Source organism: Streptomyces sp. LS-MS-L19, from assembly GCF_058382285.1.
In genome coordinates this window covers 3133786-3158751 of sequence record NZ_JBYCLL010000001.1, presented here as the reverse complement: position 1 = coordinate 3158751, position 24966 = coordinate 3133786, and the positions used below count along the sequence as shown (strand labels likewise).

Sequence of the window (24966 nt, the reverse complement as noted above, 5' to 3'; positions counted from 1 at the left end):
GGCTGTGTCAATGTGCGGCTCCGCCGCGGGGCGCGACAAGCCACAACGGACCCGCACCCGCCCGATCACCGGAACCCGGCAGCCGCACCGGCGAATTGTCAGTCCCTGCCCGTACTGTCAAGACATGCCGTACGACCCGCAGTCAACCGAACGCTGGGCCCCAGAACCCGACAAACGCCCCGGCCGCACCGCCTTCCAACGCGACCGCGCGAGGATCCTCCACTCCGCCGCGCTCAGAAGGCTCGCCGGAAAGACGCAGGTCGTCACGCCGGGCACCCTCAGCCAGGTCTGGGACGCCAGCCCCCGCACCCGCCTCACCCACTCCCTCGAATGCGCCCAGGTCGGCCGCGAACTCGGCGCGGCCCTCGGCTGCGACCCCGACCTGGTGGAGGCCGCCTGCCTCGCCCACGACCTCGGCCACCCCCCGTTCGGTCACAACGGCGAACAGGCCCTGAACGAGTTCGCCGACGACTGCGGCGGCTTCGAGGGCAACGCCCAGTCCCTGCGCCTCCTCACCCGCATCGAGCCCAAGCGCTTCACCGAGGAGGGCTCGGTGGGCCTGAACCTCACCCGGGCCACCCTCGACGCGGCCACCAAGTACCCCTGGGCACGCGGCGCGCACCCCACCCGGAAGTTCGGCGTGTACGAGGACGACCGTCCCGTCTTCGACTGGATCCGCAAGGAGGCCCCCGACACCCGCACCACCTTCGAGGCCCAGGTCATGGACTGGTCCGACGACGTGGCGTACTCCGTCCACGACGTCGAGGACGGACTGCACGCGGGCCATATCGACCCCAACAGCCTGCACGCCGAACCGGAACGCCGGGCGGTCTTCGAGGTCGCCCTCGGCAGGTACGTCCCCGAGGACACCGACCCCGCCGAACTCGCCGCCGCCCTGGACCGCCTCCAGGACCAGGAGTGGTGGCCGCACGGCTACGACGGCTCCGCCGTCGCCCAGGCCCGCCTCAAGGACGCCACCAGCCAGCTCATCGGCCGCTTCTGCCTGTCCGCCGAGGCCGCCACGCGCGCGCGGTACGGCACCGGGCGGCTCACCAGATACGGCGCCGAACTCGTCGTACCGCACGAGACCCGCCTGGAGTGCGCGGTCCTCAAGGCCGTCGCCGACCGGTACGTCATGCAGCGCGCCGAGCAGGAGCGGCTGCGGGCCGACCAGCGGATCGTGGTCGCGGAACTCGCCGAGGCGCTCACCGCCCGCGCCCCGGACGGCCTCGACCCGCAGTTCCGCGCGCTGTTCGACCGGGCCCCCGACGACCGTGCCCGCAAGCGGGTGATCGTCGACCAGATCGCGTCCCTGACCGACGCGTCGGCCCGCTCGCTTCATGCGCGTCTCATGGGGCACGTGTAGAAAGCACGCGACAGGAGTGACGGGAAACGCGCCCGAATGTGACCCTCCGTGGCCTGATCGGGCCACTCCCTCTTCCCCCCTCACGCTCCGTGCGGGACGCTCCAAGGTGGCGGCATGTCAAAGAGGAGGCATCAAGTGGTCGACGCGGATCAGACTTTTGTCATCGTGGGAGGAGGTCTCGCCGGTGCGAAAGCGGCCGAGACGCTCCGCACGGAGGGCTTCACCGGCCGCGTGATACTGATCTGTGACGAACGCGACCACCCCTACGAGCGCCCGCCGCTCTCCAAGGGCTACCTCCTCGGCAAGGAGGAGCGCGACAGCGTCTTCGTCCACGAACCCGCCTGGTACGCGCGCAACGACATCGAACTGCACCTCGGCGAGACCGTCGACGCCATCGACCGTACGGCGAAGACGGTCCGCTTCGGCGAGGACGGCACCGCCGTCCACTACGACAAACTGCTGCTGGCCACCGGCGCCGAACCCCGGCGGCTGGACATCCCCGGCACCGACCTGGCGGGCGTCCACCATCTGCGCCGCCTCGCCCACGCCGAACGCCTCAAGGGCGTCCTGGCCACCCTGGGCCGGGACAACGGCCACCTCGTGATCGCCGGCGCCGGCTGGATCGGCCTGGAGGTCGCGGCCGCGGCCCGCGAGTACGGCGCCGAGGTCACCGTCGTCGAGCCCCTGTCCACCCCGCTGTACTCGGTCCTCGGCCCCGAGCTCGGCAATGTCTTCGCGGAGCTGCACCGCGAGCACGGCGTCCGCTTCCACTTCGGGGCGAGACTGACGGAGATCGTCGGACAGGACGGCATGGTCCTCGCCGCCCGTACCGACGACGGCGAGGAGCACCCGGCGCACGACGTCCTCGCGGCGGTCGGCGCGGCCCCGCGGGTCGCGCTCGCGGAGCAGTCGGGGCTGGAGCTGGCGGACCGGGCGCACGGCGGCGGGATCGCGGTGGACGGACAACTGCGCACCTCCGACCCTGACATCTACGCGGCCGGTGACGTGGCCTCCTTCCACCACGCCCTCTTCGGTGACCGACTGCGGGTCGAGCACTGGGCCAACGCCCTCAACGGCGGCCCGGCGGCGGCGCGGGCGATGCTGGGCCGCCAGGTGACGTACGACCGGGTGCCCTATTTCTTCTCCGACCAGTACGACCTGGGGATGGAGTACAGCGGCTGGGCGCCCCCGGGCTCGTACGACGAAGTGGTGATCCGGGGAGACGCCGGCAAGCGCGAGTTCATCGCCTTCTGGGTGAAGCAGGGCCGTGTGCTGGCCGGGATGAACGTCAACGTGTGGGACGTCACAGAGCCGATTCAGGGACTGATCCGGTCAGGGGCTCAGGTGGACATGGAGGCGCTGGCGGACCCGCACGTTCCACTCGTCAGCCTCGTCCCGTAGGTGTCAGTACCTCCCCGTAGACTTCACGCGTGGCAGGACGGATCAACGACGAGGACGTGAAGGCGGTACGGGACGCGGTCCCGATCGACGCCGTCGTGTCCGAGTACCTCCAGCTGCGCAACGCGGGCGGCGGGAACCTGAAGGGCCTGTGCCCCTTCCATGACGAGAAGTCGCCGTCCTTCCAGGTCAGTCCGAGCAAGGGTCTCTTCCACTGCTTCGGCTGCCAGGAGGGCGGCGACACCATCACGTTCGTGATGAAGGTCGACCACCTCTCCTTCTCCGAGGCCGTCGAGCGCCTCGCGGCCCAGGCCGGCATCACCCTGCGCTACGAGGAGGGCGGCTACAACCCCGCCCACCAGCGCGGCGAGCGGATCCGGCTGGTCGAGGCCCACAAGATCGCCGCCGACTGGTACATGGAGCAGCTCGCGAGCAGCCCGGAGGCCGACACCGGCCGCCAGTTCCTCGCCGAGCGCGGCTTCGACCAGGCCGCCGCCGCGCACTTCTCCGTCGGCTACAGCCCCCAGGGCTGGGACCACCTCACCCGCTTCCTGCGCGGCAAGGGCTTCACCGACAAGGAACTGCTCCTGTCGGGCCTCTCCCAGGAGGGCCGCCGCGGCCCCATCGACCGCTTCCGCGGCCGCCTGATGTGGCCCATCCGCGACATCGGCGGCGAGGTCGTCGGCTTCGGCGCGCGCAAGCTCTACGAGGCGGACAACGGCCCGAAGTACCTCAACACGCCCGAGACGGCGATCTACAAGAAGTCCCAGGTCCTCTACGGCATCGACCTCGCCAAGAAGGACATCGCCAAGGCCTCCCGCGCGGTCGTCGTCGAGGGCTACACCGACGTCATGGCCTGCCACCTCGCCGGCGTGACGACGGCGATCGCGACCTGCGGCACGGCCTTCGGCGGCGAGCACATCAAGATCCTGCGCCGCCTGCTGATGGACAACGGCTCGGCCCGCGTGATCTTCACCTTCGACGGTGACGCGGCCGGCCAGAAGGCGGCCCTGCGCGCCTTCGAGGACGACCAGAAGTTCGCCGCCGAGACCTACATCGCCATCGCCCCCGACGGCATGGACCCCTGCGACCTGCGCCTCGCCAAGGGCGACGACGCGGTCGCCGACCTGGTCGAACCCCGCACCCCGCTCTTCGAGTTCGCGCTGCGCCAGATCGTCGTCCGCTACGACCTCGACACCCCGGCCGGCCGCGCCGCCGCCCTCGACGAGGCGGCCCCCATCGTCGCCCGCATCAAGAACAGCGGCGCCCAGCACGAGGTCGCCGTCCAGCTCGCCGGCATGCTCGGCATCCTCGACACCCAGTTCGTCGTCAAGCGGGTGGCCCAGCTGGCGCGTTGGGCCCGCGACCGCGGCGGCAAGGGCCCGGCCCCGCAGGGACGCGGGCCGCAGCAGCCGTCGTACGACGGGACGCACCGGCCCGCCGTCTCCGGCCCCGCCCTCACCCTGCGCAACCCCGTCTACGCCACCGAGCGGGAACTGCTCAAGCTCGCCCTCCAGCGCCCCGAACTGGTCTCCCCGGCCTTCGACGCGTACGGCGTCGACGAGTTCACCGCCCCGCCCTACGCCGCCGTACGCCAGGCCATCATGGACGCGGGCGGCGCCGAGTACGGCGTCCAGGACTCCCAGGACTACCTGGTCCGGGTCCGCGAGGCCGCCCCCGACGACGCGGTCCGCGCGATGGTCACGGAGCTGGCCGTCGAGGCGATCATGCGGCGCACGGTCGACGAGAACTACGCGGGGGAACAGCTCGTCTGGGTCCGCCGCCGCGCCGTCGACCGCCGCATCCAGGAGATCCAGGGCACCCTGATCCGCCTCGGCACCGGCGGCGACCCTGCCCACCTGGCCGCCGTACAGAACGAACTGTGGGTCCTCCAGCAGTACGGCCAGGCACTACGCGAGCACGGGGCCTCCGCCCTCTGAGGAACCGTACGGAGCGGTAACTGCACGGTCACGGCCCGATTGCAAAAAGTCACCGCACGCCCCTCGTGGCGGCCATGTGTCGTACTCCACACTGGGTTCCGGTGCCTGAGTCCTCGGAGCGCGGCCGATCCGTCCCCAGCGGGTCCCAGACCCCCGCGGTTCCGCTCATCGCGTACGGGACGGACAGCGGCGAGGCCGCCGACTCCGCCCCCGAAGTACCGCTGCCGTACTCCTTGGCAGCGATCATCCTGGAGGTCGCCCCCGTGCAGACCCAGACCCTCACACAGACCGAGAACAGTGCGGACGACACGGCAGAGCCGGACGCCGAGACCGACGTACTCGTCGCGGTGCCCCCGCAGAGCCGTGTCGTGCACCACCCCGAGGCGGAGCCGGACGCCCCGCCCGCCGAAGCGCTCGACACCGTGGAGACCGAACCCGTCGAGCCCCCCGAACCACCCCGCGGCCGCACCACCGACACCGGCGGGCCGTCCTCGGACCTGTTCCGCCAGTACCTGCGGGAGATCGGCCGCATCCCGCTGCTCACCGCGGCCGAGGAGGTCGAACTCGCCCGCCGGGTCGAGGCCGGTCTGTTCGCCGAGGAGAAGCTGAGCAACACCCCTTCCCTGGACAGCCAGTTGGCGCTCGACCTGGACCGGCTGGTGGTGATGGGCCGGATGGCCAAGCGCCGCCTCATCGAGGCCAACCTGCGCCTGGTCGTCTCCGTCGCCAAGCGGTACGTCGGCCGCGGCCTGACCATGCTCGACCTGGTCCAGGAGGGCAACCTCGGTCTCATCCGCGCGGTCGAGAAGTTCGACTACGCCCGCGGCTACAAGTTCTCGACGTACGCCACCTGGTGGATCCGCCAGGCCATGTCCCGGGCCCTCGCCGACCAGGCCCGGACGATCCGGGTCCCGGTCCATGTCGTCGAGCTGATCAACCGGGTCGTCCGGGTGCAGCGGCGCATGTTGCAGGAACGCGGGTACGAGCCGACGCCGGAGGAAGTGGCCGCGCATCTGGATCTCGCCCCGGAGAGGGTCAGTGAGGTCCTCCGACTCGCCCAGGAACCGGTGTCGTTGCACGCTCCGGTCGGCGAGGAGGACGACGTCGCCCTCGGTGACCTGATCGAGGACGGCGACGCGACGTCACCTGTGGAGTCGGCGGCGTTCCTGCTGCTCAGGGAGCACCTTGAGGCGGTGCTGTCCACGCTGGGGGAGCGGGAGAGGAAGGTCGTTCAGCTGCGGTACGGGTTGGCTGATGGCCGTCCCCGGACGCTGGAGGAGATCGGGCGGATCTTCGGGGTCACGCGGGAGCGGATACGGCAGATCGAGTCGAAGACTCTGAACAAGCTGCGGGATCACGCTTTTGCGGATCAGTTGAGGGGATACCTGGACTGAGAAAGGGGTCGTTTCACAACGACCCCTTTCCGCTAGTCCACCTCCGCCACCGCCTGTGCGAACTGGGCCTTGTACAGGCGGGCGTAGGCTCCCCCCGCCTCCAACAGGTCCGTGTGCGTGCCCTGTTCGACGATCGAGCCGTTCTCCATCACCAGGATGGTGTCCGCGTCGCGGATCGTCGACAGGCGGTGGGCGATGACGAACGACGTGCGGCCGTGGGCCAGTTTGGCCATCGCCTTCTGGATCAGGACCTCGGTGCGGGTGTCGACCGAGCTGGTCGCCTCGTCGAGGACCAGGATCACCGGGTCGGACAGGAACGCCCGGGCGATCGTGATGAGCTGCTTCTCGCCCGCGCTCACCCCGCTGCCCTCGTCATCGATCACGGTGTCGTAGCCGTCGGGGAGGGTGCGGATGAACCGGTCCGCGTGGGCCGCCCGCGCCGCCTCCTCGATCTCGCCCCGGGTCACCTCGCGCGAGGCGCCGTACGCGATGTTCTCCGCGATGGTGCCGCCGAACAGCCAGGTGTCCTGGAGGACCATGCCGATCCCGGCGCGCAGTTCGTCCCGGGTCATCCGGGCGATGTCCACGCCGTCGAGGGTGATCCGGCCGCCGGAGACGTCGTAGAACCGCATCAGCAGGTTGACCAGGGTCGTCTTGCCGGCGCCGGTCGGGCCGACGATCGCGACGGTGTGCCCGGGTTCGACCTTCAGGGAGAGGTCCTCGATGAGCGGCTTCTCGGGGTCGTAGCGGAAGGACACGTGCTCCAGGGCCACCCGCCCGCGCAGTTCCTCGGGCTTCTCGGAGACCTCGGGATCCGCCTCCTGCTCCTCGGCGTCCAGGAGTTCGAAGACCCGCTCGGCGGAGGCGACCCCCGACTGGACCAGGTTCGCCATCGACGCGACCTGCGTCAGGGGCATCGAGAACTGGCGCGAGTACTGGATGAAGGCCTGCACGTCACCGATGGACAGCGCACCGGAGGCGACCCGAAGCCCGCCCACGACCGCCACCAGCACGTAGTTGATGTTCGAGACGAACATCATCAGCGGCTGCATGACCCCGCTGTTGAACTGCGCCTTGAACCCGGCCTCGTACAGCGCCTCGTTCTGCTCGGCGAACTGCGCCGCCGACTCGTCCTGACGGCCGAACACCTTCACCAGGGTGTGCCCGGTGTACATCTCCTCGATGTGGGCGTTGAGCTTGCCGGTGGAGCGCCACTGCTGCACGAAGTGCGGCTGCGAGCGCTTGCCCACACGCGTGGCGACGACGAACGACAGCGGCACGGTGACCAGCGCGACAAGGGCCAGCAGCCAGGACACCCAGAACATCATGGCGAGCACCCCGATGATGGTGAGCAGCGAGTTGATGAGCTGGCCCATCGACTGCTGGAGGGTCTGCCCGATGTTGTCGATGTCGTTGGTGGCCCGGGACAGCACCTCGCCGCGCTGGCGCTTGTCGAAGTACGACAGCGGCAGCCGCGACAGCTTCGTCTGGACGTCCTCGCGCATCCGGAACATCGTGCGGTTGACGGTCCGGTTGACCAGCCGCGTCGCCACCGCCATCAGCAGCCCGGCGATCAGGAACACCCCGACCGCGAACAGCAGGACATGTCCCACGGCGGTGAAGTCGATGCCCTCGCCGGGCGTGAAGTCGGTGCTGCGGAGCATGTCGGCGACCTGACCCTCGCCGCGCTCCCGCATCCCCGCGAGGACCTCCTCCTTGCTCGCGCCGGCCGGCATCTGCCGTCCGATGATGCCCGCGAAGACCAGGTCGGTGGCCTGGCCGAGGATCTTCGGACCGACCACGTTGAGGCCCACGCTCACCACGACACAGGCCAGCATCGCGTAGAGGGTGAACCGCTCCGGCTTGAACTGGGCGAGCAGCCGCCTGCCGGACACCTTGAAGTCGAGCGAGCGGTTCTCGGGACCGCCGCCGGCCATCATGCGCCCCATGGGCCCGGCCATCAGGCAGCCTCCGCTTCCGTGAGCTGGGAGAGCACGATCTCCCGGTAGGTCTCGTTGTCCGCCATCAGCTCGCGGTGGGTGCCGGTGCCGACGACCCGCCCCTCGTCGAGGACGACGATCCGGTCGGCGTCGCGGATGGTCGCCACCCGCTGGGCCACGATCACGACGGTCGCCTCCGAGGTCTCCTCGGCGAGCGCCGCGCGCAGGGCCGCGTCGGTCGCGTAGTCGAGGGCCGAGAAGGAGTCGTCGAAGAGGTAGATCTCCGGCCGCTGCACGAGCGTGCGCGCGATGGCGAGCCGCTGCCGCTGACCGCCGGAGACATTGGTGCCGCCCTGGGCGATGGGGGAGTCGAGCCCGTTCTCCAGCCGCTCGACGAAGTCCTTGGCCTGCGCCACCTCCAGCGCGTGCCACAGCTCCTCGTCCGTGGCGTCCGGATTGCCGTAGCGCAGGTTGGTGGCGACCGTGCCCGCGAAGAGGTACGGCTTCTGCGGCACGAGACCGACGGTCCGCGCGAGCAGCTGGGGCTCGATGGTGGACACGTCGGTGCCGTCGACGAGGACCTCGCCGTCGGTCGCGTCGAACAGCCGGGGGACCAGGCCGAGCAGGGTGGTCTTGCCGCTGCCGGTCGACCCGATCACGGCGGTCACCTCACCGGGCCGGGCCACCAGGTCGACCGCCCTGAGCACCGGCTCCTCGGCACCCGGGTAGCGGAAGCCGGCGGCCCGGATCTCCAGGTGCCCGTGCCGGCGCAGCTGGGTGACGGGCGCCGTCGGCGGGACCACGCTCGACGAGGTGTCCAGTACCTCCTGGATGCGCTCGGCGCACACCTCGGCACGCGGCACCATCATGAACATGAAGGTGGCCATCATCACCGACATGACGATCTGCATCAGATAGGCGAGGAACGCGGTCAGATCACCGATCTGCATCCCCCCGCTGTCGATCCGGTGGGCGCCGAACCACACCACCGCGATCGACGACAGGTTCACCGTCGTCATGACCACGGGGAACATCAGCGCCAGCAGGTTGCCGGTCTTCAGGGAGATCTGCGTGAGGTCGGTGTTCGCCTTCCGGAACCGGTCCTCCTCGTACTCGTCCCGCACGAACGCCCGGATGACCCGGTTGCCGCTGATCTGCTCGCGCAGCACCCGGTTCACGGTGTCCAGACGCACCTGCATGGACCGGAACAGCGGCCGCAGCCGCCGTACGATCAACGTCACGCAGATGCCCAGCGTCGGCACCACCGCCACCAGCACCCCGGACAGCGGTACGTCCAGGCCGAGCGCCAGCACGATGCCGCCCACGCACATGATGGGCGCCGACACCAGCAGGGTGAACGTCATCAGGGCCAGCATCTGGACCTGCTGCACGTCATTGGTCGTACGGGTGATCAGGGTGGGCGCGCCGAACTGACCCACCTCGCGCGCCGAGAACGACTGCACCCGGTCGAACACGGCCGCCCGCACGTCCCGGCCGAGCGCGGCGGCGGTCCGGGCGCCGTAGAACACGGCCCCGATGTTGCACACCACCTGCGCCAGCGAGATGCCGATCATGAGGGCGCCGTAGCCGAGGATGTAGCCGGTGTCCCCGTTGACCACGCCGTTGTCGATGATGTCGGCGTTGAGCGTGGGCAGGTACAGGGTGGCGCAGGTCTGGAGGAACTGGAGCAGCACCAGGATGCTGATGGGTTTCTTGTAGGGCCTGAGATAGGTCCGTAGAAGTCGTATGAGCACGCTACGTCTCTCGGAGTCGGCGACGGGGCGGTTGGTTGCCCCTGGCCCCTATCGTCGGACACTCCACCCGCGTTACCTCAACCGATTAAGCCGAGAGCAGTGCGCGGTACGGCCTTACGGGGGCCGGTGACGGCCGACTCCTACCGGAGTCTTACCTTCCGGACCTTGCTTTCGGGCTAGCGGAACGCTCCCGGGTACATCTGCTCCCGTACCGACACGAACTGCTGGCGCACCGCCTGTCCCACGGCCAGTTCCTCGCCCGGTTCCAGGACCTGCGCGGCCGGCCCCTGCCACATCGGCGGGGTGCGCGGGTCCAGCGTGCCCTGCGAGACCCCGAGCGCCCAGGCCGCCTGCCGGGCGGCACCGATCGCCGCGTAGTCCGCCGGCTGCGGCACGACGACCTGCGCGCCGAACAGCGCGGGCGCGGCGGCCTGTACGGCGGACAGCTCGGCGGCCGCCCCCAGCAGGAAGACCCGCCGCACCTCGACGCCTCTCCCGCGCAGCACGTCCAGCGCGTCGGCGAGCCCGCACAGCATGCCCTCGAACGCGGCCCGCGCCAGGTGCTCCGGCTTCATCGACTCCCGCCGCAGCCCGCTGAGCGTGCCCGCCGTGTGCGGCAGGTTCGGAGTCCGCTCACCCTCCAGATAGGGCAGCAGGACGAGCCCGTGGGAGCCCGGCGTGGACTTCATCGCCAGGTCGGACAGGCTCTCCAGGTCGTTCAGCCCGAGCATCTCGACGGCCCCGCGCAGGGTCCGTACGGCGTTCAGGGTGGTGACGACGGGCAGGTGCATGCCGGTCGCGTCGGCCAGGGAGGTGATCATCCCGGTGTTGTCGACGAGGGCCTCGGGGTGGACGGCCATCACGGACCCGGAGGCGCCCAGCGAGACGACCGCGTCCCCGAGCCCGATGCCGAGCCCGAAGGCGGCGGCCATGGTCTCGCCGGTGCCGGCGGAGATCAGCAGCCCCTCCGGGGTCGTACCGGCCGCTTCCGCCGGGCCGATCACCTCGGGGAGCATCGCCTGGTGGCCGAGGGCCAGCTCGACCAGGTCGGAACGGTAGGAGCCGGTGGCGGCGGACCAGTAGCCGGTGCCGGAGGCGCCGCCGCGGTCGGTGGTTCTCCTGACCGGGCGGCCGAGCAGCTGCCACACCAGCCAGTCGTGCGCCTGGAGCAGCACGGCGGTGCGCAGGGCGGCGTCGGGTTCGGTCTTGTTCAGCCAGCGCAGCTTGGTGACGGGCTGGGCGGCCTGCGGGACACACCCCACCGCCTGGGCCCACGCCTCGCGACCGCCGAGCGCGTCGACGAGGTCGGCCGCGGCGACCTGGGCGCGCTTGTCGCCGCCGACCATGGCGGGGCGGACGGTGTTGCCCTGGGCGTCGAGCGGCACGACCGCGTTCTGCTGGGCCGACACCCCGATGGCCTGCACGCCTTCGAGGAGGCCCCCGCCGGCCGCCTCACCGAGGGAGAGGAGCCAGGCCTGGGGGTCGACGTCGGACGGACGGCCCTCGACCGGGTGTGGCGCGTACCCCTGTTTGAGCACGGCTCCCGAGTCTGCGTCGCAGACCACGATGCGAGTGAATTCGGGCGAGCTGTCCAACCCGGCGACTATCCCCATGGCGCAAATTCTATGGGCGTAGCGTCGTGCCCGGCGCGCGGCGACGGCGGCCGCTGGATCGTCCTGGCTGGTCGCGCCGTCCGCCGCGCTTCAGGGTTGTTTTCGTCACCCCGGGATTCAGGTGTTGCTGGTGCCCCAGTCGTCCTCCGGGGCGCCGTTGTGGTTGCGGTCCCGCAGCGAGCGCACCCGCTGGGTCACCGACTCCGGCACCCGGTCACCCACCTTGTCGCTGACCACGTGGTACGCCTTGCCGGCGAACTGGCGGCCCTGCTGGGCGGCCGTCTCGGCGGTGTTGCGGACCGCGGGGTTCTGGGCGACCTGACGGGCGGACTTCTTCAGCTGTTCGTAGCGCTCGCGCCCGGCACGGGTGCCCAGCACGTAACCCAGTGTCAGTCCGACAACGAACGTGAGCTTGTAGCGCATGGTGGCCGCCCTCTCTCTCGCGTGGTCTCCGGTGCGACGTCGGTGCCGGGGGAACCGATTGGCGGAGCACCCCCCTGCTTGCGCTAATGTATGTGTCGCAGCGAGCGCCCGCCCCCTGGCGAATACCCAGGGAGGTACGTTCGATGCACCGAGGCGATCCTCCGTAGCTCAATTGGCAGAGCAGCCGGCTGTTAACCGGCAGGTTACTGGTTCGAGTCCAGTCGGGGGAGCTTCGATCTTCCGTAGCTCAATTGGCAGAGCAGCCGGCTGTTAACCGGCAGGTTACTGGTTCGAGTCCAGTCGGGAGAGCAGGGAAGAGGACAGCACGAAGGAGGACCCCGATGGGGTCCTTTTTCATGTCCGATTTCATGTCCGAGGGAACTGTGCAGGTCACGGCGGAGTCCTCAAGGGCATGCGAAGTCGCCCCTGCGAAGCAGGAGATCGTATGAGCGGCTATGCTGCGGCAGACGGCGCGCACACATGTACGCGACACGCCGCTATGGGGCGGTAGCTCAGCCGGTTAGAGCAGCGGACTCATAATCCGTCGGCCGTGGGTTCGAGTCCCACCCGCCCCACTGTGCACGTCCCTGACCTGCGGAAACGTCTCATCCGGGTGGGATTCAGGTCAACTCTGGGGCCGTAGGCGTTAGTTCGCATCGGGTGGGCACGCACCGTTCGGGCCGGTGCGCTTCCGCGGTCGGAGGTCGGCCGGCGGGTGAAGGCGATCGGCCGGAGCGGTGTCATCCGGCTTCGCGGTGCGCTTCCGTGGCGGCGCCGCCGGTCGGGGCGAACTTCGACAGGAAATCCCTGAGCTTGCGCTCCAGCTGCTCGGGGCCGTGGTGCCTGGGGTCCAGCGCGGCCACGACGCCCAGTCCGTTCACGAAGGTGACCACCGTCTCCACCAGTGCCGCGACCCCGTGCTCCGGCCCCAGGAAACCGGCCACCACCGCCTCTTCGACGAGCACGCGCACGTCGTCGTGGAACAGGTCGTGTTCCTGACGAACGGACTCCGCGAGCGACGGATCGTCTGCCACGCGTCCCATGAAGGCGAGCCAGATCTGGAAGTCGATGGTCGAAGCCTCGTCGACCGGCAGAGCTCGCAGAAGCACTCCTACCAGCCGGTCGAGCGCGTTGAGCCGATCGTTCCCGACGGGAAAGTGCTCCCGCTCGCGGCTGAAGGCGAGCCGGTAGGCGAACAGGAGCATCTCGTCACGGGTCTTGAAGTAGTGGGCGACCGAGCCGTAGGTCCATCCCGCTTCGGCGGCCACCGCACGGATCGATGCGGCGTTCACCCCGTCGCGTCGCACCACCGACCACAGTGCTCGGGCCAGGTCGGCTCGGCGCGCTTCATGGTCGACGATCTTCGCCTGTATCGCACCGCACACTCCTCTACGTGCCGGGTGGGCCACTCGCCCGTCGGCGCGGTTTGCGCGAAGTGGTTGAACGACACCGCCCGTCCGGCAGCACCGGACCGACCGGTCAGGACCGGACTCCGCCGGTCGGCAGGGCCGTACCCGCCGGTCGGCGGGGGAGAGCCCGAAGACTGCCGGATGGTCCGCACCCGGAGGCCCACGCGAGGTTCTCCGTATGACACAGACACAGCCGCCGCAGGAGACGTCAGCTCTGCAGGAGACGTCAGCTCTGCAGGACACGTCCGCTCCGCAGGAGAAGTCGCCTCCGCCGCACCGGACCCCACCCGAGTCCCCGGCCCCGCCCGGTCCCTCGATGGGACGCCTCGTCGGGGTGGACCTGGCCCGCGCGCTGGCGGTGTTCGGCATGTACGTCGTGCACATCGGCCCCCCGCTGTCCGCCACGACCGGCGTCGCCAGCTGGATCCGGTACATGTCGGACGGTCACTCGTCGGTCCTGTTCGCCACCCTCGCCGGGTTCTCCCTGATGCTGCTCGCCGGCCGCCGCGAGCCCAGGACCGGCCGGGCGGGCCGGCAGGCGAGGGCCCGTATCGCGATCCGTGCCGTGATCCTCCTGGCGCTGGGCACCGTGATGGCGATGGAGTACGGGGGCGTGATCATCCTCGGCTTCTACGGCGTCTACTTCCTCCTCGCCCTGCCCCTGGTGCGACTGGGCGCCAGGACCCTCGCGATCATCGCGGCCGCGTTCGCCCTCGTCGCACCGCAGCTGGCGTTCCTGCTCACCTCGCTGCTGACCCCGTCGGTCCAGCAGAGCATCAACACCTACGACCCGCTCCGCCACCTCGGTGAGGTCGGCGTCCTCGATCTGCTGCTCACCGGCTTCTACCCGGCGCTCACCTGGATGTCGTTCGTCATCGCGGGCATGGCGCTGGGCCGCCTCGACCTCTCCAGCGGCACCGTCCAGAAGCGCCTGGCCGCGCTCGGCGCCGGCCTCACCGCGGTCGCCTACGGCACGTCCCTGCTGCTCGCCGGCAAAGGCGCGTTGCGGAGCCTCGCGCAAGACGGGTCGTCGTCCGGCGGCTCCGGGTCGATGCCCCTCGGCAGCGGGTCGATGCCCGACGGGGGGTCGTTCCCCGACATGCCGGCGTCGATGCTCCTGACGGGCGGCCCGCACAGCGGCACCACGTTCGACATCGTCGGCAGCGTCGGCATCGCGATCCTCGTGATCGTGGGTGCGACGGTGGCGATGGACCGCCTGCCGCGACTGCGCCGCCTGGCCAAGCCCGTCATCGCCGTGGGCACCATGTCCCTGACCGCCTACGTCGGCCATTTCCTCGCCCAGACCGCACTGTCCACGCCCGCCGGAACCGGCACCCAACAGTCCTGGCTGCCCCTGCTCATGTACGTCCTCGCAGCCATCCTGTTCGCCGCGATCTGGTCCCGCTTCTTCCGCCGCGGCCCCCTGGAGCACCTGCTCAACGCCGCCACCAAGCCGGCGAAGCACATCCGGTGAGACCCGGGCCGGGGTGTGAAGCTCCCGCCTCCACCCCGGCCCGGGCCGCTCACGGCTCCAGCATCCGCCGCTGCTGCCCCAACGCCCATCCGGACAGGTGGTGTTGGAGCAACCTCCGAACAACGCGTGATGCTCGGCGGGACCCTGCACGGCGTACACACCACAAGGACCGCATAAGCACAGCCAGGGCAGACGGCCGCCGCCGACCGCACCTTCCTCCACCGCCGCCGCGACCTGCCCGCTCTCCTCCACGCCGCCGAGCTCCGGTCGGCAGCATCGGACCCATGCTGGCCGGGCCCCCGGTCAGCATGGCCCCACCACAGACCGATCTCGCCGACGGACCCGCCTGCGATACCCGGGGTGACGGCCCACATCGCCGCGGCTTCAGCTCACCAACGAACCCACCAACAGAAGTCGGTTCCGTCGGGGGCAGCGGATCGCCGTCCTGCGCTGACGGTGCGGCCGGAATCGGCGTCGAGACCGACAACGACGGGAACGAGCTCAGACCAGGACGGCCCGCCGGAACCTGGGTTCGGGCGGGCCGTCGGGGAGGTCAGGGATCAGGGGATCAGCACAGACAAGGGTCCGTACCTGAGCCCAGGCCGGAGACGCCCCTGTCCGTCAGCGCGCCCGCGTAGGCCTGTACCTCGTCCACGTCGCCGTGCAGGTACTCGCCCCAGCCGTCATCGGACATCGCCCGGCCGATCTGGAGGGCACCGGTGCTGTGCCAGCCGTTGGGGAGGCTCGCGGTCGCCTGGGCGTTGGTGTGGCCGTCGAGGAAGAGCTTGATCGTGTCGGTGGCGTCGTCGTAGACCACGGCGAGGCGATGGCCTTGGCCCTCGCCTCCGTCCGCGCCCACGATCTGGGACACCACCTTCTCGGGGGCTCCGGCCTCGTCCTTCTCCGGCATCACCAGTTGCCAGGTGTGCGTGGACGGTTCGTAGCGCACCTTGAAGGCGTCGTTGTGCTCGCCGGCCTGCGAGAGCACGGTCATCGGGTGGGCGGGCTCGGAGTCCGCGAGGCGAACGACGACGCCGAGAGTGAAACTGTCCCCGGTGTCCACGACGGGCCCGTCAGCAGCGGCGTACCCGCTCTCGCCGTCCAGCACCAGATGCCCGTCACCGACGAGTGGCGGCGGCACGTAGGTGCAGTCCGGGTCGATCTCCGGGATGCAGGAACTGTCGGAGCCCCGGTAGATCGAGGCCCCCGCGCCGAGCCGCAGCGGCGCGCCGTCCGACTGCTCGGGGCTCACCCCGTCGGTGGCGTTCTCCAGCGACCAGTGGCCGAGCAACTTCGGCTTGCGTTGGGCGAGTTCGGTCACCTCGTCCGGCACTACGACACGGTCGTGAACCTGTACGTCACCGATGTCCCCGTGCCACTGGTCCTCGTAGCCGGCAGTCCCGAGGGCACGCCCGATCTGGAAAGGGCCGGCCGCCGCCGCGGGAGTCGCGTCGGCGGCGGTGCCGGCCTCGTGGCCGTTGACGTACAGCCGCGCCTTTCCGGTCTCGGCGTCGTACAGCCCCAGCAGATGGGCCCACTCGCCGGTCTCGGGCGCGCCGCCGGACACGTGTGCGCCGCCGATCGCGAACGACCATGCGGCCCCGGAGTCCTGGTGGCGCAGCCCGAGGTCGAAGCCGGGCTGCTCGTCGGCATCCTGGCTGACGACGGTCATGTCCCGGTCGGTCTCGGCGGGCCGTACCCACGCGCTCACCGCGAAGGTCTTACGGATGTCGGTCACCGAGGTGTCCGGGCTGAGGAATGCCTGGCTGCTGCCGTCGAGGCCGACCGTGGCGGTGGCCGTGGTGCCTGTGGGCGCCGGGCCGCCGAAGGTCACGCCGGTCCCGGCACGGGCGGCGGTGCCGGTCTCGGCGGCGGCCGAGGTGGAGTCCGCCGGGTCGTCCAGCTTCCAGCGGGCGACGGGGGCACGGCCGGCCTTCACGTTGAAGTCGTAGCGCGACTCCCCGCTGATCCGGCCCGACCTGTCGATCGCTTGGACCGCCAGCGACTTGGGTCCCGCGGAGAGCGGCAGGTACGGAATGGTCACGGCCGCGCCCGGCCGCTCCGCGGAGACGGTGCCGTAAGGGCCGCCCATGAAGCCGTACTTGTACGACACCACGTCATCGGAGGGCGAGTCCATGGTGAAGTGGCCGTAGACGCCCACTCCGTCCACCCAGAACACGTCCTCCGGGTCGGGGTATTCCGGAGAGGTGATCGTGGCCTTCACCGGGCTCACGTCGTCGTACACGAACGAGCAGACCGCGCCGTCGCCCTCGTCGCTCCACGGGGAGGTCGCCTTGCCGTCGTTCGCGCGGACATGCCAGGAGACGACGGTGTTCGCCGGGATGTCGTTCGGCATCGTCCAGTACTGGCGCGACCCCGAGGAAAGAACGATGGTGGTGAAGCCACGCTGCTGCTTCACTCCGGCCGCGTCCGTCCACCAGGCTTCGAACTCGCCGCTCAGCGGGCTCGATTCGGAGGGCTGGTTGTCCTCCTCGGGGTCGTACAGCACCGCACTGAGCCTCGGCGGCGCCGAAACGTAGGGCGTGTCGTCACCGGTCGCGCATGCCTTGCCTCCCGACTGGAGGTCCTGGACAAGCGGTTGGTTCGGCGGCAGGTTGCCCACCGCGTACGCCGTCCCGGCAGCCGTGGCCAACAGGGCCGCCGCACAACTCCCCACCACCGTCGTCCGTCTGCGTCGGCCCGTCCTCGTGAACCTGGTCAAGTGGTCCTCCCCTGTGAATGCTTGACACTCGTGGATCACACGAGCGCCTGAAGCTAACAGAGGCCACTGACAGCACGGAAAGGGTTTGCCGGCCGACCGGCGCGCTCCGCCTCACGCTGTCACGGCAGTGCTCTCGACCCCGGGTACGGCTGTGCTGCCCAGCAGGCGCAGAGCCGCCTCGGAGGGTGAGCCGGGTTCGGCCGTGTAGGCGATCAGGCGCTGGCCGGACGAGCCGGGGATGACGAGGTTCTCGAAGCTCAGGTCCATCGTGCCGACCGACGGGTGACGCAGCCGCTTCACCCCCGAGGTGCAGGTGCGCACCGGATGGCGGGCCCAGCGGGAGGCGAACTCGTCGCACTGCACGGTGAGTTGGCCGACAAGCCCGGTCAGTCGGCGGTCGTCGGGGTGACGGCCGGCGATCAGCCGCAGCGAGGCGACCGCGAGCTGCGCCTCGTCGTTCCAGTCCGTGTACAGGGCGCGGTAGCGGTCGTCCAGGAACAGCATCCGCGTCACATTGGGCCGGGTGCCCGGCGTCTCGGGGCTGTCCGCGGGCAGATGCGCGGCGAGCAGCGCGTGCCCCAGCCGGTTCCAGGCCAGTACGTCGTTGCGGCGGTCCAGGATCAGTGCCGGCACCTCCGACATGGCCGCCAGCAACTGCCGGGCCGAGGCGCCGGCCTGCTCCGCACGGGGAGTGGTGGAGCGGGTCGTGGTGGCGGTGCGGCGGGCCAGGTCCTTCAGATGCGCGGTCTCGTCGTCGGTCAGCCGTAGGGTGCGCGCGATCGCGTCCAGCACGGAGTCCGAGGCGCTGAGGGCGCGGCCCTGTTCGAGGCGGGTGTAGTGGGTGATGCTGACCCCGGCGAGCATGGCCAGCTCCTCCCGGCGGAGCCCGCTGACCCGGCGGCGGGTCGGATGCGGGGTGATGCCGACGTCCTCCGGGCGCAGTGCGGCACGGCGGGACTTGAGGAAGTCTCCCAGTTCGGACGGAGCGTCCATCGATGCCTCCCGATCGCTTCCCTCCATGGTGCCCGCCCGCCGAGCGGGTGGTGAGCCGTGAGGGTGGTCATGTGATGACCACCCTTGTGGCGGCTGGGCGAGACAGGGTGCTGGTTGGGGTCCCGAGCCGGGACGAGCCTCTTTGCCGGCGGTGCGCACGACAGACGCACCGGCGAAGCTCGAACGAAAGGGACTCGACGTCATGTCCGTCACCGATCCGGACCCGGCCGGTACGGCCGTGGGACCGGCCCCGGCCCTCCTCACCCCGCGCCTGCGGCTGGTACTGGTGCTGCTGCTCGCGGCCCAGTTCATGCTGGCCGTGGACTTCTCCATCCTGAACGTGGCGCTGCCGGTGATCGGCGAGGGCCTGGGCTTCTCGCCGGCGGATCTGCCGTGGATCGGCACCGCGTTCGCCCTGTGCGCGGCGGGCTTCACCCTGTTGTTCGGCCGGGTCGCGGACCTCTTCGGCCGTCGCCGCCTCTTCCTCGGCGGTCTGGTGGTGCTGGGCGCGGCCTCGCTCGTGGGCGGCCTGGCACAGAACCCGGAGGTGCTGATCACGGCCCGCGTCTTCCAGGGTCTCGCGACCGCCGCGGTGACTCCGGCCGGCCTCTCCCTCTTGACGACCTCGTTCCCGGAGGGCCCGCTGCGGGACAAGGCCCTCGGCCGCAACGGGGCCTTGATGTCCGCCGGCTTCACCACCGGCGCGATCCTCGGCGGCCTGCTGACCGACCTGCTCTCCTGGCGCTGGGCGTTCTTCATCAACGTGCCCGTCGCCCTCGCCGTCCTGATCGTCGCCCCGACGGTCATCAAGGAGTCCCGGCCCGACGAGCGCCCGAAGCTGGACGTGCCCGGCGCCCTCAGCGTCACCCTCGGTCTGCTGGCCATCGTCTTCGGCCTCACCCAGGCCGGTGAGCACGGCTGGGGCTCCGCCAACGCCCTGCTGCCGCCGACGGCCGGTGTGCTGTTGCTGATCGTGTTCTGGGCCGTCGAGCGCAAGGCGAGTGCCCCGCTGGTGCCGCTCGGCGTGCTCGGCAAGCGTTCGGTGGCCTGGGGCAACGTCGCCGGTCTGATCGCCTTCCTCACCGAGACCTCCCTGGTCTTCCTGCTGACCCTCTACCTCCAGGAGGTGCTCGGCTTCTCCCCGCTGGCCGCCGGTCTGTCCTTCGGTGTGCTGGGCATCGGAACGGTCGTCGGCGGCTCGGTCGCCCCGAAGGTCATCGGGAGGACCGGCACCGGACAGACGCTGATCACCGGCGGCGTCCTGCAGACCGTGTGCACGGCCGCCCTGCTCGGCCTCGGCACCGCTCACTCCTCGCTGTGGCTGCTCCTCGTCGCCACCTTCGCCGGAGGTGTCGGCAACATGCTCGTCATCGTCGGCTTCATGGTCACCGCCACCTCCGGTCTCGCCGACCACGAACAGGGCCTGGCCACCGGGCTCGCGACCATGACCCAGCAGATCGGGATCACCATGGGCACGCCGATCATGAGCGCCCTCGCCACCGCCGCGATGACCGGCACAGGAGCCTCGGCGGTCCTCGGCGGACTGAAGACGGCCATCGCGGTCAACGCCGCCCTCGTCCTCCTCGGCGCCGTCACCAGCGCCGTGTTCCTGCGTGGTGCGCGGTCTCGTCCGGAGGGTGCGGTCTTGTCGACGTAAGTAATATGCAACAAGCTGTTCGGGTCCTTACTCGTCGTCGGTGACCTGGAGCCCCGCCATGCCCCGTTTCATCCCGGACTCCGGGCCCCAGCGCGTCCTCGCCGCGTCGAACTTCGTCTACACCGTGGGCAGCGGGCTCTATCTGACCGCCGGGGTCCTGTACTTCACCGAGGCCGTACGCCTTCCGGCCGGTCAGGTCGGACTCGGGCTCGGTGTCGCCGGGCTCTTCGCGCTGGTGTCGGGCGTCGGGGTGGGGCATCTGGCGGATCGGTGCGGGGCGCGTGGGGTCTACGGGGCGACTCTCCTGGTCCAGGCACTGGCCACCGCCGGGTTCGTACTGGCCGACAGCTTCTGGCCGTTCGTGCTCGTCGTCTGCGTGGCCGCCGCCGCGAAGGCGGCCGGGGTGGCCGCCCGTTCGCCGCTCATCCGGCACTACGGAGGAGAACGGCCGCAGGAGTTCCGGGCGTACCTCCGTGCGGTGACCAACGTCGGTGTGTCCGTGGGCGCCGTGGGGGCGGGCTGGGCGGTGCAGGTGGGCACCGTGACCGCCTATCAGCTCATGGTCGCCGGCAACGCGGTCGCCTTCGTGGTCTCCGCCGTTCTGCTGGCACTCCTCCCGCCGGTCGCGCCCCTCCCGAGCGCCGACGGCCCGCGCTGGATCGCCCTCAGGGACCGGCCGTACCTGCTCCTCACCATCCTCGACGGCGTCATGGCCATCCAGTTCAAGGTGCTCACCGTGGCCATCCCGCTCTGGCTCGTCGGCGCCACCGCCGCCCCGCACTGGCTCATCTCCGGCACCATGCTCACGGGCACCGTCATCGTCGTCCTGTTCCAGGTACGGGCCAGCCGGGACATCGACTCCCCCGAGGCGGGCGGACGCGCCTACCGGCGAGCGGGGGTGGCCTTTCTCCTCTCCTGCTCGGTCGTCTCCCTGTCCGCCGGAGTACCGGCCTGGGCCGCCGCGGGCCTGCTCGTCACCGGCGTCGTGATCCACACGGTCGGTGAACTGTGGCACTCCGCCGCCGGCTTCGAAGTCTCCTTCGCGCTGGCCCCTCGGCACGCCACCGGCCAGTACCTGGGCGTCTTCGGCCTGGGCGCAGGACTGGCCGAAGCCCTCGGGCCGGGGCTGCTGATCGCCCTGTGCATCACCTGGGGGCGCCCCGGGTGGTACGTCGTGGGAGCCCTGTTCGCGGTGACCGGCCTGCTGACGCCGACGACCGTCGCCTGGGCCCAGCGGCAGCAACTCGCACGACGGACCGGCCTCGGAGCCACGGAGAAGGCGACCGTGTGAGCGCGGAGACGGCGGGCAGCCGGCGGCAGCGCAACGGCCGTGCCCGCGGGGGTGCAGGACCAGGGCGTGCCCCGCCCCCTCTCCCCCCCCCCCGCGGGGTTCAGGACCAGGGCGTGCCCCGCCTTCTCACCCCCCCCGCGGGGGTGCAGGACCAGGGCGTGCCCCGCCCCTTCACCCCCCGCGGGGGTGCAGGCCCAGGGCGTGTCCCGCCCCCTCACCCCTACGAATCGGTCTCAATCCCAGCCAACCCTTGGGCGTCGACGGTCGCCCCGCAATCATGTCGCCATGCACCGGCCGCTCAGCCTCCACACCCCCGAGTGGTTCACGGCCGACGACTCGGCCCTGAACGTCGCGTTCGTGTACCCGATGCAGGGGCCCGGCGGGATCTTCGGTCCCGCCTGTGAGGCGTGCGCGCGGCTCGCCGCCGAGGAGGTCAACAGGGCCGGCGGGGTACTCGGCAAGGAGCTGAGGCTGCTGGAGGTCGACGGGGGCGCCGACCCGCGGAAGGTCGCCGACGAGGTCGAGGCGCTGGTGGCGACCGGGGTCGTGCACGGTGTCACCGGCTGGCACATCTCCTCGGTCCGGCAGGCGGTGGCGCCGCGCGTCGCGCACCTGGTGCCGTACGTCTACACCGCCCTGTACGAGGGCGGGGAGCGCACCGACGGGGTCTTCATGACCAGCGAGACGCCCGACTGGCAACTGCTGCCGGCCATGCGGCTCCTGGCCGAGACCCGGCGGGTACGGCGATGGTTCGTCGTCGGCAACAACTACGTCTGGCCCCGGACCACGGCCCGGGCCGCCCGCCGCTACGCCCGCGCGTGCGGGGGCGGGCGGGTCTGCGGTGAGGCGTATCTCCCGCTGGGCGCCGAGGACTTCCAGGACGTGCTGCGGCGCATCGAGCACACGGACGCGGACGGCGTGCTGATGCTGCTGGTCGGCAGTGACGCGGTCCGCTTCAACCGGGCCTTCGCCGCCTCCGGCCTCGACCAGCGGTGCCTCAGGCTGAGCACGCTCATGGACGAGAACATGCTCATGGCCAGCGGTCCGGAGGCGACCGGTGACCTGTTCAGCACGGCCGGGTTCTTCGCCTCGCTGGCCAACCAGGACACCCTGGACTTCCACGGCCAGTACGCCGACCGCTTCGGCATCGAGGCTCCGGCCCCCGGCAGCCTCGGTGAGTCCTGCTACGAAGGCGTGCTGCTGCTCGCGTCACTCATCGAGCGGGCCCGCACCCTGGACGTCGCCGCGATCTCCGCCGCCGCCGAGACCGTCTCCTACGAAGGGCCGCGCGGCCTGCTCCACCTCCGCGACCGGCATGTGCGCCAGCGCATCTACCTCGCGGAGGCGGACGGACTCGACTTCAACGTGCTCGCCCAACTCCGCGCTCCGCACGACCTGGTGTGACTCCGCCAGGGATGGTGCCCCGCCCCGAGGCACCCGGACCCTCCAAGGCCTCGGCCAGCCGCGCGAGCAGTCCGTCCAGTTCGGCACCCGGCAGCGACTCCTCCAAGTCCCCCCAGCCGAGCCGTACTTCACGGGACAGCAGCTGCCAGCGCTGCATGCCCCGGGGAGTGAGGTGGGCCAGCACCCGACGCCGGTCCGTGGGGTCGACGCGGCGGTAGACCCAGTTCTGGTCGACGAGTTGGTCGACCAGCTTGGTGAGGCTCGGGGCCGGCAGGAAGGCGTGGTCGGCGAGGGCCGTCATGTTGTGCCCCTGCCCGTCGGACAGCAGGTCGAGCACCCTCCACGCCTCCACCGAGCAGTCGAACTCGTCCAGTACGGACTGCACTCGGCGCACGGCGAGACGTTCGGCCCGGGTCAGCAGGTAGAGCAGGTCCTGGGGCTGCCTCGCCATCGTGGTCCTCCGCTCGTGCCGTCCGACGGTGTCCGAGCCTACCTGTGATCACCGTCCCCTTGACAAGGGGAACCGAGAAACTGATCCTTTCCGCAGGAAGCAATAAATGCCGCCGCTGAGATGCCGTCAAACGTGCGTCGCCAGCGGGGGCTCTTTTGTTTTACGAGCAATATTGCTTCCACTGGAAACCGTTCTTCAATTGCCGTGAAACGCACCGGAAACAGTCTCCTCGCAGGCTGTGGACGCACTTCAGCGACCAGCCCGGACGCCACCCCGGAACGGCTGGGGAACCCGTGCGCCAACGCCGCCGCTTCTGAAGCGTGTCCCTCTCATTCCCTCCCACGGCTCTTTCGAGCCACTCCGCTCAATTCGTTTCGCCCTTCGGGGCAAGGAGGTTGTGCATGTCCGGGCTCAGCATCAGCAGACGCGGTCTTCTGGCCGGCATTTCGGCGGCCGGCGCGTCCGCCGCCCTCAGTGCCTGTGGCGCCAAGACCGGCACCGAGTCGACCTCGGGCTCCGCGGCCACGGCGGACACGTCCGGCAGCACCGTCAAGGTCGGTCTGCTCAACTCGCTGTCGGGCACCATGGCCATCAGCGAGGTCACGGTCCACAACTCGCTGCTGCTCGCCATCAAGGAGATCAACGCCTCCGGGGGCGTCCTGGGCAAGAAGCTCAAGCCCATCAGCCAGGACGGCGCCTCCGACTGGCCGACGTTCGCCGAGAAGGCCGAGGCCCTCATCACGGACGACAAGGTCGCGGCCACCTTCGGCTGCTGGACCTCGGCCAGCCGCAAGGCCGTCAAGCCGGTCTTCGAGCGGTACAAGTCGCTGCTGTTCTACCCCGTGCAGTACGAGGGCCTGGAGCAGTCGCCGTACATCTTCTACATCGGCGCCACCACCAACCAGCAGATCGTGCCCGCCCTCGACTACCTCAAGAAGCAGGGTCTGACCAAGCTGTACCTGGTCGGCAGCGACTACGTCTTCCCGCGCACCGCCAACAAGATCATCAAGGCGTACGCGAAGGCCAAGGGCATGACGGTGGTCGGCGAGGACTACGCGCCGCTCGGTTCCACGGAGTTCAGCACCATCGTCAACAAGGTCAAGGGCTCCGGCGCCGACGCGGTGTTCAACACCCTCAACGGCGACAGCAACGTGGCCTTCTTCAAGGAGTACAAGTCCGCGGGCCTGACCGCCAAGAGCCTGCCGGTGCTCTCCGTCTCGATCGCCGAGGAGGAGGTCAAGAGCATCGGAACGCAGTACCTGGAAGGCCAGTTGACGGCCTGGAACTACTACGAGACCACCCCGGGCGCCGCGAACAAGAAGTTCGTCGCGGCCTACCAGGCGGCCTACGGCAAGGACAAGCCGACCTCCGACCCCATGGAGGCCGCGTACATCTCCGTCTACCTCTGGAAGGCGATGGTCGAGAAGGCCGGCTCCTTCGACGTCGCCAAGGTGAAGGCCGCCTCCGACGGCATCGTCCTCGACGCCCCCGAGGGCAAGGTCACCGTCGACGGCGCCACCCAGCACGTCTACAAGACCGCCCGCATCGGCAAGGTCGGCTCCGACGGCCTGATCGAGGAGGTCTGGAACTCCGGCAAGCCGATCAAGCCGGACCCGTACCTCAAGGGCTACTCCTGGGCCGCCGGCCTGTCCTGAGCCACGCCCCACGGGATCGACCCGGCTCCGTCACGGGGCCGGGCCACGCCCATGGAGCCCGCACACGCCAGCCCGTACGTCC

Annotated in this window: 17 protein-coding genes and 3 tRNA genes; 12 read left to right on the top strand and 8 right to left on the bottom strand. The window is 70.2% G+C overall.

Annotation, left to right across the window (positions count from 1 at the left end; translation table 11 throughout):
- Window positions 1-124: 124 nt before the first annotated feature.
- The 4 genes from AC2XR2_RS13930 to AC2XR2_RS13915 all read left to right on the top strand — a co-directional run bounded on the left by AC2XR2_RS13930 (window position 125) and on the right by AC2XR2_RS13915 (window position 6098).
- Complete coding sequence (locus tag AC2XR2_RS13930) at window positions 125-1366, top strand: deoxyguanosinetriphosphate triphosphohydrolase (protein WP_491515192.1); 1242 nt, start codon at window positions 125-127, stop codon at window positions 1364-1366.
- Window positions 1367-1501: 135 nt separating this feature from the next.
- Complete coding sequence (locus AC2XR2_RS13925; protein ID WP_491515191.1) at window positions 1502-2767, top strand: NAD(P)/FAD-dependent oxidoreductase; 1266 nt, start codon at window positions 1502-1504, stop codon at window positions 2765-2767.
- Between the two features lie 29 nt (window positions 2768-2796).
- Entirely contained in the window at window positions 2797-4704 is a 1908-nt protein-coding gene (gene dnaG, locus AC2XR2_RS13920; protein WP_449348261.1) for a DNA primase, read from the top strand.
- A gap of 101 nt (window positions 4705-4805) precedes the next feature.
- Window positions 4806-6098, top strand: a complete 1293-nt coding sequence (locus AC2XR2_RS13915; RefSeq protein WP_356454653.1) for an RNA polymerase sigma factor — start codon at window positions 4806-4808, stop codon at window positions 6096-6098.
- Between the two features lie 32 nt (window positions 6099-6130).
- Here the strand turns inward: AC2XR2_RS13915 and AC2XR2_RS13910 are convergent, their stop codons facing one another.
- The 4 genes from AC2XR2_RS13910 to AC2XR2_RS13895 form a co-directional block, all read right to left on the bottom strand.
- Window positions 6131-8059, bottom strand: a complete 1929-nt coding sequence (locus tag AC2XR2_RS13910; protein ID WP_449348260.1) for an ABC transporter ATP-binding protein — start codon at window positions 8057-8059, stop codon at window positions 6131-6133.
- A complete protein-coding gene (locus AC2XR2_RS13905) occupies window positions 8059-9792 on the bottom strand; it encodes an ABC transporter ATP-binding protein (RefSeq protein WP_381299863.1) in 1734 nt (577 codons plus the stop codon). The genes AC2XR2_RS13910 and AC2XR2_RS13905 overlap by 1 nt, the downstream gene beginning before the upstream one ends.
- Before the next feature lie 176 nt (window positions 9793-9968).
- Window positions 9969-11405 (bottom strand): xylulokinase, encoded by a 1437-nt coding sequence (locus tag AC2XR2_RS13900; RefSeq protein WP_381299862.1) that lies wholly within the window; start codon window positions 11403-11405, stop codon window positions 9969-9971.
- A 117-nt stretch (window positions 11406-11522) separates the two neighbouring features.
- A complete protein-coding gene (locus AC2XR2_RS13895; RefSeq protein WP_020136332.1) occupies window positions 11523-11828 on the bottom strand; it encodes a hypothetical protein in 306 nt (101 codons plus the stop codon).
- A gap of 157 nt (window positions 11829-11985) precedes the next feature.
- On the opposite strand from AC2XR2_RS13895, the gene AC2XR2_RS13890 reads away from it, so the two are divergent.
- The 3 genes from AC2XR2_RS13890 to AC2XR2_RS13880 all read left to right on the top strand — a co-directional run bounded on the left by AC2XR2_RS13890 (window position 11986) and on the right by AC2XR2_RS13880 (window position 12403).
- Window positions 11986-12058 (top strand) — tRNA-Asn (locus AC2XR2_RS13890).
- 6 nt (window positions 12059-12064) lie between these two features.
- Window positions 12065-12137: transfer RNA gene (locus AC2XR2_RS13885), tRNA-Asn, on the top strand.
- 192 nt (window positions 12138-12329) lie between these two features.
- Window positions 12330-12403, top strand: a tRNA-Ile gene (locus AC2XR2_RS13880).
- A gap of 165 nt (window positions 12404-12568) precedes the next feature.
- On the opposite strand, the gene AC2XR2_RS13875 is transcribed toward AC2XR2_RS13880, so the two are convergent.
- Window positions 12569-13606, bottom strand: coding sequence for a TetR/AcrR family transcriptional regulator (locus AC2XR2_RS13875; protein WP_491515190.1), 1038 nt, complete (start codon window positions 13604-13606; stop codon window positions 12569-12571).
- On the opposite strand from AC2XR2_RS13875, the gene AC2XR2_RS13870 reads away from it, so the two are divergent.
- Window positions 13554-14711 carry a DUF418 domain-containing protein gene (locus AC2XR2_RS13870; RefSeq protein ID WP_491515189.1) on the top strand — a complete coding sequence of 386 codons (1158 nt, stop codon included), beginning with the start codon at window positions 13554-13556 and terminating at the stop codon, window positions 14709-14711. The genes AC2XR2_RS13875 and AC2XR2_RS13870 overlap by 53 nt on opposite strands.
- Before the next feature lie 568 nt (window positions 14712-15279).
- Here the strand turns inward: AC2XR2_RS13870 and AC2XR2_RS13865 are convergent.
- On the bottom strand, window positions 15280-17391 hold the full coding sequence (locus tag AC2XR2_RS13865) for a laminin G domain-containing protein (protein WP_491518449.1): 2112 nt from the start codon (window positions 17389-17391) through the stop codon (window positions 15280-15282).
- 153 nt (window positions 17392-17544) lie between these two features.
- Window positions 17545-18426 carry a helix-turn-helix transcriptional regulator gene (locus AC2XR2_RS13860; protein WP_491515188.1) on the bottom strand — a complete coding sequence of 294 codons (882 nt, stop codon included), beginning with the start codon at window positions 18424-18426 and terminating at the stop codon, window positions 17545-17547.
- A gap of 202 nt (window positions 18427-18628) precedes the next feature.
- Here AC2XR2_RS13860 and AC2XR2_RS13855 point away from each other — a divergent pair, with 202 nt between their 5' ends.
- The 3 genes from AC2XR2_RS13855 (at window position 18629) to AC2XR2_RS13845 (ending at window position 22778) form a co-directional block, all read left to right on the top strand.
- Complete coding sequence (locus tag AC2XR2_RS13855; protein WP_491515187.1) at window positions 18629-20083, top strand: MFS transporter; 1455 nt, start codon at window positions 18629-18631, stop codon at window positions 20081-20083.
- 58 nt (window positions 20084-20141) lie between these two features.
- Window positions 20142-21374, top strand: coding sequence for an MFS transporter (locus tag AC2XR2_RS13850; protein ID WP_491515186.1), 1233 nt, complete (start codon window positions 20142-20144; stop codon window positions 21372-21374).
- Window positions 21375-21659: 285 nt separating this feature from the next.
- Entirely contained in the window at window positions 21660-22778 is a 1119-nt protein-coding gene (locus tag AC2XR2_RS13845) for a substrate-binding domain-containing protein (protein ID WP_491515185.1), read from the top strand.
- Here AC2XR2_RS13845 and AC2XR2_RS13840 read toward each other — a convergent pair.
- On the bottom strand, window positions 22735-23229 hold the full coding sequence (locus tag AC2XR2_RS13840; RefSeq protein ID WP_381299827.1) for a MarR family winged helix-turn-helix transcriptional regulator: 495 nt from the start codon (window positions 23227-23229) through the stop codon (window positions 22735-22737). The genes AC2XR2_RS13845 and AC2XR2_RS13840 overlap by 44 nt on opposite strands.
- 401 nt (window positions 23230-23630) lie before the next feature.
- Here AC2XR2_RS13840 and urtA point away from each other — a divergent pair, with 401 nt between their 5' ends.
- The gene (gene urtA, locus AC2XR2_RS13835; RefSeq protein WP_449348247.1) at window positions 23631-24884 is read left to right on the top strand and encodes an urea ABC transporter substrate-binding protein; all 1254 of its coding nucleotides are present in this window, start codon (window positions 23631-23633) and stop codon (window positions 24882-24884) included.
- Window positions 24885-24966 lie beyond the last annotated feature (82 nt).

What these genes read in the sequence shown, in the direction of transcription:
- AC2XR2_RS13850 (WP_491515186.1), top strand. Translation starts at nt 20,142, where the DNA reads ATGCCCCGTTTCATCCCGGACTCCGGGCCCCAGCGCGTCCTCGCCGCG.
- AC2XR2_RS13870 (WP_491515189.1), top strand. Translation starts at nt 13,554, where the DNA reads ATGGGACGCCTCGTCGGGGTGGACCTGGCCCGCGCGCTGGCGGTGTTC.
- AC2XR2_RS13875 (WP_491515190.1), bottom strand. Translation starts at nt 13,606, where the DNA reads ATGCCGAACACCGCCAGCGCGCGGGCCAGGTCCACCCCGACGAGGCGT.
- AC2XR2_RS13840 (WP_381299827.1), bottom strand. Translation starts at nt 23,229, where the DNA reads ATGGCGAGGCAGCCCCAGGACCTGCTCTACCTGCTGACCCGGGCCGAA.
- AC2XR2_RS13900 (WP_381299862.1), bottom strand. Translation starts at nt 11,405, where the DNA reads ATGGGGATAGTCGCCGGGTTGGACAGCTCGCCCGAATTCACTCGCATC.
- AC2XR2_RS13895 (WP_020136332.1), bottom strand. Translation starts at nt 11,828, where the DNA reads ATGCGCTACAAGCTCACGTTCGTTGTCGGACTGACACTGGGTTACGTG.
- urtA (WP_449348247.1), top strand. Translation starts at nt 23,631, where the DNA reads ATGTCCGGGCTCAGCATCAGCAGACGCGGTCTTCTGGCCGGCATTTCG.
- AC2XR2_RS13855 (WP_491515187.1), top strand. Translation starts at nt 18,629, where the DNA reads ATGTCCGTCACCGATCCGGACCCGGCCGGTACGGCCGTGGGACCGGCC.
- AC2XR2_RS13930 (WP_491515192.1), top strand. Translation starts at nt 125, where the DNA reads ATGCCGTACGACCCGCAGTCAACCGAACGCTGGGCCCCAGAACCCGAC.
- AC2XR2_RS13845 (WP_491515185.1), top strand. Translation starts at nt 21,660, where the DNA reads ATGCACCGGCCGCTCAGCCTCCACACCCCCGAGTGGTTCACGGCCGAC.
- AC2XR2_RS13910 (WP_449348260.1), bottom strand. Translation starts at nt 8,059, where the DNA reads ATGGCCGGGCCCATGGGGCGCATGATGGCCGGCGGCGGTCCCGAGAAC.
- AC2XR2_RS13860 (WP_491515188.1), bottom strand. Translation starts at nt 18,426, where the DNA reads ATGGACGCTCCGTCCGAACTGGGAGACTTCCTCAAGTCCCGCCGTGCC.